Source organism: Kitasatospora sp. MBT66 (assembly GCF_000710405.2).
Classification (GTDB): Bacteria; Actinomycetota; Actinomycetes; order Streptomycetales; family Streptomycetaceae; genus Kitasatospora; species Kitasatospora purpeofusca.
In genome coordinates this window covers 85,486-85,978 of the sequence record NZ_JAIY01000020.1, presented here as the reverse complement: position 1 = coordinate 85,978, position 493 = coordinate 85,486, and positions in this window count along the sequence as shown.

The following is a 493-nucleotide window of genomic DNA, read 5'->3' as shown; positions in this document are numbered from 1 at the left end:
TGTCCGGCTGCGGGTGCGGCCCCGCAGGGGGTTGCGGGGAGGGCCGGTGCCGTGTGCTTCCTGGCGTGACGGCGGCCCTGGCTCGGTCGGGTGGTGCGCGGGCGCCGGGCACGGACGCCGGGGCCGGAGCCCCGTGCTGCGGCGGTGGACCGGCCGTCCGCACCCTGGGGAATGCGGTCGGCCGGTACTGCCGCGGCCGTGCCCGGCGCTCCCGCGCCACCCGGCCGCGCCACCCCCTCGGGTGAGAACCGGGGGCGCCCCCCGACCCGTGCGGGGGAACCCCGTACCGGCCTGGGACACCGCCCGACCCGGGGGTCGAGGTGGCGCACCTCTACATCACACCCGGATGCCGGTGGTTGGTAATGTGGCGGACCCTGGCGAAGCCTGGCGAATGCTCGCCCGGCACATGACGGAGCCTCTAGCCTCGAACCAGCCGAGGAACCTGGGGGCTTCACGTGAGCAGGGGACCCAACACCCGACTCGCCGATCTGTT